8 protein-coding genes are annotated in these 8,107 nt (G+C 40.9%); all 8 read left to right on the plus strand.

The window, feature by feature from the left end; genetic code table 11:
* Positions 1-355 precede the first annotated feature (355 nt).
* The 8 genes from V7137_RS01645 to V7137_RS01680 all read left to right on the plus strand — a co-directional run bounded on the left by V7137_RS01645 (position 356) and on the right by V7137_RS01680 (position 7,965).
* Positions 356-1,096 (plus strand): SDR family NAD(P)-dependent oxidoreductase, encoded by a 741-nt coding sequence (locus V7137_RS01645; RefSeq protein WP_335696460.1) that lies wholly within the window; start codon positions 356-358, stop codon positions 1,094-1,096.
* A 163-nt stretch (positions 1,097-1,259) separates the two neighbouring features.
* Positions 1,260-2,696, plus strand: a complete 1,437-nt coding sequence (locus V7137_RS01650) for an APC family permease (protein WP_335696461.1) — start codon at positions 1,260-1,262, stop codon at positions 2,694-2,696.
* Between the two features lie 145 nt (positions 2,697-2,841).
* Complete coding sequence (locus V7137_RS01655) at positions 2,842-4,506, plus strand: sigma-54 interaction domain-containing protein (RefSeq protein ID WP_335696462.1); 1,665 nt, start codon at positions 2,842-2,844, stop codon at positions 4,504-4,506.
* Positions 4,503-5,339: a polysaccharide deacetylase family protein gene (locus tag V7137_RS01660; protein WP_335696463.1), complete on the plus strand. Its 837-nt coding sequence runs from the start codon at positions 4,503-4,505 to the stop codon at positions 5,337-5,339. The genes V7137_RS01655 and V7137_RS01660 overlap by 4 nt, the downstream gene beginning before the upstream one ends.
* A gap of 15 nt (positions 5,340-5,354) precedes the next feature.
* Positions 5,355-6,320: an agmatinase gene (gene speB, locus V7137_RS01665; RefSeq protein WP_335696464.1), complete on the plus strand. Its 966-nt coding sequence runs from the start codon at positions 5,355-5,357 to the stop codon at positions 6,318-6,320.
* A 1-nt stretch (position 6,321) separates the two neighbouring features.
* The gene (locus V7137_RS01670) at positions 6,322-7,245 is read left to right on the plus strand and encodes an NAD-dependent epimerase/dehydratase family protein (RefSeq protein ID WP_335696465.1); all 924 of its coding nucleotides are present in this window, start codon (positions 6,322-6,324) and stop codon (positions 7,243-7,245) included.
* A gap of 143 nt (positions 7,246-7,388) precedes the next feature.
* On the plus strand, positions 7,389-7,592 hold the full coding sequence (locus V7137_RS01675) for a helix-turn-helix domain-containing protein (protein WP_335696466.1): 204 nt from the start codon (positions 7,389-7,391) through the stop codon (positions 7,590-7,592).
* 97 nt (positions 7,593-7,689) lie between these two features.
* Positions 7,690-7,965, plus strand: a complete 276-nt coding sequence (locus V7137_RS01680) for a hypothetical protein (RefSeq protein ID WP_335696467.1) — start codon at positions 7,690-7,692, stop codon at positions 7,963-7,965.
* Positions 7,966-8,107: the final 142 nt, after the last annotated feature.

Here is an 8,107-nt window from a genome sequence, read left to right on the forward strand (position 1 = left end):
ATATTCGATAGATAACATATTTTTCTAATCTATTAAGAATCAAGTAATGACAAAAATATTAATTTCCTATCTATTGCTATTGAAATAAAAGTGCCGGCGAATAACCATAAAGATAATGCGTTTTTGAAAAGAATGATGCAATTATGCATCATCTAAAATAATGATTGGAATGACAAGTAATCTTACACATTTTTCAGATTATTGCATTCTCCCCCAGTATGAAAGTAATGCAATTTTGCATTAACATTTAGATTTTTACTGCACATTTGCCTTGATTTTGCGGCAGGCGACAGATTGGCATGCTTCTTGCATTAAAATTATTATGGAAGCGCTTTAATGAAAGGTGGCTGTATCTATGAGAAGGTTTGAGAACAAAAAAGTATTTATAACTGGAGCTGGAAGTGGAATTGGAAAGGAAACGGCCATTGCATTTGCGAGAGCGGGTGCTAAGGTCTACCTTAATGATCTGCCCACTCAGCAATATGTTCAGCAGATAAAAGAAGAATTGCTATGCCATGGGGTTCAGGTTGAACTGATGCTAGGTGATATTTCCGATGCTGACAAGGTTAGGGAAATGTTCGCGGAAATAGAAAACCTTGATATTTTAGTCAACAACGCCGGATTTTTACAAGAGGTTTCTATGTTGGAGATGAGCGATAGGGAATGGGATGTCATGATGAAGGTCCATCTTTACGGTACTTTCAATTGTTCCCGGGAAGCTGGGAGGCTGATGCTTAATCAAGGATCGGGGAGAATTATCAATATATCCTCTGATCTCGGCCAATTAGGCTGTGAGCGCCTAGTCCATTATAGTGCAGCCAAAGGCGGAATTATTGCATTTACCAAGGCATTGGCAAGGGAATGGGGACCTCATGGGGTGCTTGTGAATTCAGTCGCACCCGGTGGAACAATGACCCCGCTCGTTGAAAGGTTAGGACCGAATTATGCCATAGAAGAGGCAGCTAAGTATCCTCTTAAAAGACTTGCCTATCCTAGTGAAATTGCAAATGTTATCCTGTTTCTTGCTTCAGAGGAAGCCAGTTTTATGACTGGCCAAATCATTGGGGTAAATGGAGGAGGAGTTATGAATGGATAACTTTAGCTTGATTTTGTTTAAAGACATTACCATATAAAAAATAAAATCCCTTCTAAGTATCTATGATTTTTGTAAAATTTAGAATCCTAATTTAATAGTATTTTCATTGGACGAAGTACAATTTCTAATTTTAAAAAAAATAGAAATGAAAGGGGTATGTTTCATGGGATTTTCTAAATTTATTGGTTATGACAGGGAGGGAACCATTCAGGAGCTTCCTACCACACTGAATAAAGGTAGGCTCAATACCTTTGGCGTCGTGATGGCAGCACTTGGTTTTAATGCTCCTGCCTGGGTTGCTGCTTCGTCTATGTCGATTCTTTATTCGATTTCCGGGAAGGCTTCACCATTGGCGATTCTCATTGCTTATTTTTTCCCAATGCTTGTATTGGCTTTAAGTATGGTGTATCTCACCCGCCAGGCTCCATCTGCAGCAGGTGTCTTTACCTTCTCAGAAAAGTTTATTCATCCTCATGCTGCAACCGTATTAGGCTGGTCCTATGTCATTTGTTGTGCAACCGTTACACCGATGACAGCGGTGATTGGAGCGGATTATATCCAAGCCCTTATTCCTGGACTTGAAGGGGGAGTAGCAGCAAAGCTGATTGGAACCGTGCTGATTATTGTATTTCTTATCGTTTGTCTTCGGGGGATCGACATAACTGCGAAGGTAGCTGGAACCTTCTTAATCTTTGAAATTCTCGTTGTAGTGGGTCTTGGGCTCTGCGGAATTATTAACCCACAAGTGGACAATCTTTCTTTTTCTTCACTTTATTCCATCAAAGAAGCTGGCGGCTGGTCCGTTATGGGGCCCGCAGTTCTTTTCGGAGTTTGGATGTTAGCAAATTTCGACTCATCTATCAATCTTATTGAAGAAGCCAAAGTTCCAGTTCGGACCGTTCAGCGATCCATCATTTTAGTCGTTACTTCAGCCTTCTTTATTTATAGCTTAGCTGCCATCGGCTGGCAGTACGCTGTTCCAGTTAATAAATTAGCCTCAATCGTTGAAAGCGGTGATGGTGGACCGATTGCTGCTGTAGCGAATGTATACCTGCCCCCCACACTTAGCTGGATTGCTATTTTTGTTGTTATTACATCTGCATGTGCGGGATTACAGATTTCTCTTACTTCGGGATCTCGTGCGGCTTATCGGATGAGTATCGAAGGCCATTTGCCGAAAGTGTTTAGCACCATTAATGGTCGAAAGGTGCCTTGGCTTGTTAACACGATTATTTGTATCTATGCTATCACTCTTGTTTGGGCGAAACCACTCGCACAACTCCAATGGTACTATGACATGGTAACTATAACCTTAGTATTTTCCTATCTTTCTATACTCGTTTCATTTATTCGGGCCATGTTTAAGCAAAAAAGCACAGGGGTTGCAATGTTAGCCTCTATTTTCCCTGTACTCGCCATGGGAGTCTTAGGTTACATTGGGTACACTGCCGGAGCAGTCCCTGTAAACCCTGATGATATATACCATGCTTGGTACCTTGGTGCTGGAATCATCATTACGGGTATTTTTTGGGTTATTTATGGAAAGCGAAATCGAAAAGGGGATGGTCTAAATTTGGAGCTTTCTCAAAATGTAAAATAAGGGAGCTTACATAGCATATCAAATCAATAATCTCTTAGTGGCTCTAACCAGAGCCACATTTATTATTCGTCATAATGCAAAATCACATTGGGGAGTGTGGTTTTGCATCATATATAAACAGTACTAGTATAGACGGAGGTGGCCCATGCAAAATAGTAATCTATTATCCGAAAACTTAGGTTGGTCCATTTTAGAAAATCAACCTATGGCTGTTGTGGTTTGGAATAAGGAAGTGGAGGTTATCTATACCAATAAGCTTGCCCGCTTAACTTTTTCCATCGCTGAGCTTAGTTCATTATTACTTGACCACCCAAATGAACCACCTTTCATATCCTTTCAAGGGCGAGTATATCAATGTTCGTACTCAAGCTTTGAATCCTATGGGATTTGCAACTTGGAAGACATCACAGAAGTAAGAAAACTATCAGAAATGAACGAGGATTTAGAGATTATTTTCAATTCTTCCTTTGATGAAATTTTCGTGACAGACGGCCAAGGTGTTGTCCTGCGGGTCAATCCAGCGGGAGAAAACCAATATGGACTTAATAGCAATGAAATGGTTGGCAGGAAAGCCCAGGAGCTTAGTGGAGCGGGTTATTTTTCTCCGTCGTTAACTCCAGTCATTATCAAACATAAACAACGAAGGTCCATTGTGCAAACCACGAAGGATGGAAGAACGCTGTACGTGACTGGGAATCCAGTTTTGGATGATACTGGAAAATTGATTAGGATCATCTTTAATTGCAGGGATCTCACGGAAATCAAACAAATGGAAAAAAGATTGGAAGATACGGAGTCACTTCTTTCTACCTATCGAACCGAGTTAGTGGAATTGACAAAAAACGTGGATGAGCAGATGGTAGTAGAATCCCCGATTATGCAGGGAGTCATTGAAGTTGTCAGTAAAGTATCACCGGTGGATTCTACAATTTTAATCACAGGTGAATCAGGTGTAGGGAAATCGAACATTGCGAAGCTGATTCATGAATGGAGTCCAAGAAAAAACGGTCCGTTTATACAAGTAAATTGCAGTGTCATTCCAGAAACCTTGTTTGAATCAGAATTGTTCGGTTATGAATCCGGTGCCTTTACTGGAGCACGAAAGGAAGGGAAGAAAGGGTTAGTTGAAATAGCGGAGGAGGGGACCCTTTTTCTTGATGAGATTGGCGAGTTACCCATGCAGATTCAAGTCAAGCTTTTGGAGATTATTCAGGAGCGCCAATTCAGGCGTGTAGGCAGTGATAAGATGCGCAAATCGAATATTAGGATTGTTGCTGCCACAAATAAGGACTTAAAAAAATTATTGTCGGAGGGCAAATTTCGGGAGGATTTGTATTTCCGCTTGAATGTCATTCCGATACATATTCCTCCTCTCCGGCACCGAACGGAAGAAATTCCGCACTTAATTGACCTTTACTTAAATAAATTTAATCAAAAGTATGGGCTGTTGAAACAGGTCGAACCACTCGTTCGGCAGCGGTTTTTAGCCTATTACTGGCCAGGTAACATTAGAGAAATTGAAAATTTAATGGAACGACTGGTGCTTACCTCAAGCAGGTCATTAATTAGTCTTGAGGACCTTCCTGGTACGATCAAGGCCGAAACGCCAAAATCTGCCATTACTGTTCATCGTGTCATTCCTCTAAAACAGGCGGTTGAATATGTGGAAGCAGAACTGTTACGAAGAGCTTATCAAGAATTTGGTTCAACCTACCGAATTGCGGAAGTCCTGGGTGTCAATCAGTCGACCATCGTACGCAAAGTGAGCAAATATGAAAAATGGATTAAAGGGGGTTTCATAGAGGTATGACTAATTTCTCGTGGCCAAAAGGCAAAAAAGCGGCCGTTTCCTTAAGTTTTGATGTCGATGCGGAATCCGCTTGGATTCTCGACAAAGAAAACCATCAACGTTTATCTTTACTTTCATCAGGGGCTTATGGCCGCAGGGTAGGGGCAGATAGAATTTTGCGTCTTCTTGCCAAACACAATCTAAAAGCCCAATTCTTTATTCCGGGCTATACAGCAGAATTGGATGAAAATCTGGTCAGGCAAATACATGAACAAGGCCACGAAATTGGCTGCCACGGATATTACCATGAACGAACAGATACCCTTACCTTTGAAGAGGAAGATACTATTTTAGCAAAATCGAAAGAGATTTTGTATCGTATCACGGGTAAGGTTCCGAAGGGGTTTCGTGCTCCATTATGGGAAGTTACTAGGCAAACCCAACAGCTCCTTGTTAAACATGGATTTGTCTTTGATAGCAGCTTGATGGGAAATGATGTGCCATATCTTGTTCCGGTGGACCAATCGAAGCTTTTGGAACTTCCTGTTACCTGGATGCTCGATGATTGGGAGCAATTTGCTTATTCTGCGGTACCACAGTCTGGTTATGTAATTGAGGAACCAGAAAAGGTTCTGCGGTTATGGAAGGCTGAGTTTAGTGCCATGTATGAAGATGGTCGCTATTTTCTCCTTACGATGCATCCAGAAATTATTGGCAGGGCTTCACGTATAAGAATGCTTGATGAACTGATTACTTATATTCAATCCCATCCAGACGTTTGGTTCTGTACCCCGCTGGATATTCATGAGGCTTGGAAAAAAGGGGAAATTGTACTTGAAGAGTATCCATATTAGAAATGAGGGAAAGCGATGAGTGAAAAATTTGAATTGCCTAGCCCAATGACAATGCCGAGGTTTTCAGGTATCCGAAGCTTTATGAGATTGCCTTATCAACAGGAAATAGAAAAAAAAGACTTTGTTATCCTAGGTGTTCCATTTGATACATCCGCAAGCTATCGATCTGGTGCAAGATTTGGTCCAGAGGCTATTCGCCGCAGTTCAGTTCTTTTGCGCCCTGCCAATGTATTCCATCAGATTCGTCCTTCTGACTATATAACAGGTGTGGACGGTGGGGATGTAATGGTTATCCCCGGTAATACGCAGCAAAGTCATCAAAACATTACAGCACATGTTATGGAGTGGGCAAAAGGTGGTACAGTTCCGATTGTTCTTGGTGGGGATCATTCCATTTCCTTACCAGAATTACGGGCTCTCGCAAGTGTCCATGGTCCGTTATCGCTTGTACATTTTGATGCTCATGGGGATACATGGGATGAGTATTGGGGAGAAAAGTATACGCATGGAACCCCATTTCGCCGGGCTTTAGAAGAGGGTGTTATTGATCCATCCCGTTCCATTCAAATCGGAATGCGCGGAACCGTCTATGATCCAAATGATATCAATGAAGCACGGGAATTAGGGTTTGAGGTCATTACGGCCGATGAAATACGGGTCATCGGCTTGGATGAAACAATGAAGCGCGTTAGACAAAGGGTCGAAAATCAAAAGATTTTTCTTACGTTTGATATTGACTTTCTCGATCCCGTATATGCCCCTGGAACCGGTACTCCGGAAATCGCTGGTTTCACCAGTGCGGAAGCACAGCACATGCTTCGCCAGTTAGCTGGGCTGCGGTTTGTTGGGTTTGATTTGGTAGAAGTACTTCCAGCATTTGATCCAACTGAAGTGACGGCATTGACTGCCGCAACCATTGTCTTTGAATTCTTAAGCCTATTAGCTGTTTCGAAACGATCTCAAAGTGAAAAGGTGGTTTAGTATGAGTATTTTAGTATCAGGTGGAATGGGATTTTTAGGTACAACACTCGTCCGCATGCTTCGAGAACGGGGAGAAACGGTTGTCAGTTATGACCGGCGTGGATTAGAAAACAATAAGGATAGGCAGCTCATGTATATACAGGGAGACCTCATGGATTTACCATTGTTGATTGAGACAATACGAAAGTATGAGGTGCACGGCATTATTCATACTGCCGCCATCTCACATCCCTATTTTTCGCGCGACATTCCCTATCAAACCGTCATGACGAATGCGGTGGGAACTACCAATGTCTTTGAGGCGGCTAGACTGAACGGGGTAAAACGAGTTGTAAATTTTAGTTCTGAATGCGCTTATGGAAACAATCAGGAATTAGAGTTTATTAATGAAGATGCCCAGTTGAATCCTACTACACCGTATGGAGCTACGAAAGTTTTTACAGAAAAGCTAGCTCGGGTTTATAGCGAATTATATAGGATGGAGATTCCTTCACTACGGCCGGGTTGGATTTATGGACCAGGTCAGTTTATGCAGTGCTACATGAAGACTTTAATCCGAAATGCCATTGATGGAGTACCAACAATGGAAGAGAAGGGGATCGAGTATCGATTTCAATACGTTCATGTTACCGATGTTGCGGCCGCTTCGATACAGGCTTTAACTGTACAACCAAATAAACTGCGTTATGGGGTTTATAACATAACAGGAGGGACCCAAATTAGCTATGCGGAATTGGTGGACAACATTAAAGAATTGTTCCCCGAGGCAGTAATAGATATTGGTCCCGGTACGATAGATGTCCTTGATCAGAACGCAAAATTTGATATCACCAGGGCAGTAGAGGATCTTGGATATCAACCGCAGGTGCTACTAAAACAAGGAATTACGGAATATGTTGAATGGCTTGAGAATCACCAATATTAACATATTAAACAAATAAAGCAGTGTCAGGCACCAACCAGAAATGAACTGCACCGAAATTTTTAGACAGAAATCTAACAAATGGAGGTGCAGTTTTTGTATGGCAAAATTTATGTTTGAAGATAAGTTATGGACAGTAACAGAATATGAAATATGAAAAAGGAAAGTTATCTTATAGAGATATTAGTAAACAACTTGGTGTTGTTCAGCAAACAATCCAGAAGTGGGTAGCTATATTTCAGGCACATGGAGAAGAATTGTTGAGAAAAAATTATACAAAATACTCTGCTGAGTTTAAAATGGATGTACTCAATTATATGCATGACAATGGGGCATCTCAAACTCTTTAAAAAGACATTTCCACGGATATGGCTCAATACAGACAAGATGGCGTATCATTTGAACAATGTCCGAAAAAAGGACAAAAAAAATTACCTGGTGAGGTAAGTGAAAAACAAATTCAAACACAAACTGTTAAAAAAAGAGGCAAAAGAATTGGGCATTTCTACTAATAATAAAGATCTTCACAAATTAGCAAATGAAGTCAGAGAAAAACAAATTTTCCAAGCAGCTGATAAATTGGGTATAGAAACAAAGAATAAATCTGCGAAGGAACTTTTTAATGAGATTATGACAAATCACGCGGATCAGGCAAAGGAGTTAAATCTATTACCAAATAAAGGAGAAAAAATATTTTTCTTTGATCGGTCAAGAGGAAATTAGTTAGAGTTATAGGGGCCTCCAAACTTGGGAATTTCCCTCTTTTTATAAAGGAAATTTCACCTAAGTTGCAGGCACCATCCAATTCTTTGGATGGTGCCTGCATTTGCAAATAATCTTTTATTGAAAAAAATCATTATTAAAA

The organism is Neobacillus drentensis (assembly GCF_036962765.1).
GTDB classification, from domain to species: domain Bacteria; phylum Bacillota; class Bacilli; order Bacillales; family Cytobacillaceae; genus Neobacillus; species Neobacillus drentensis_C.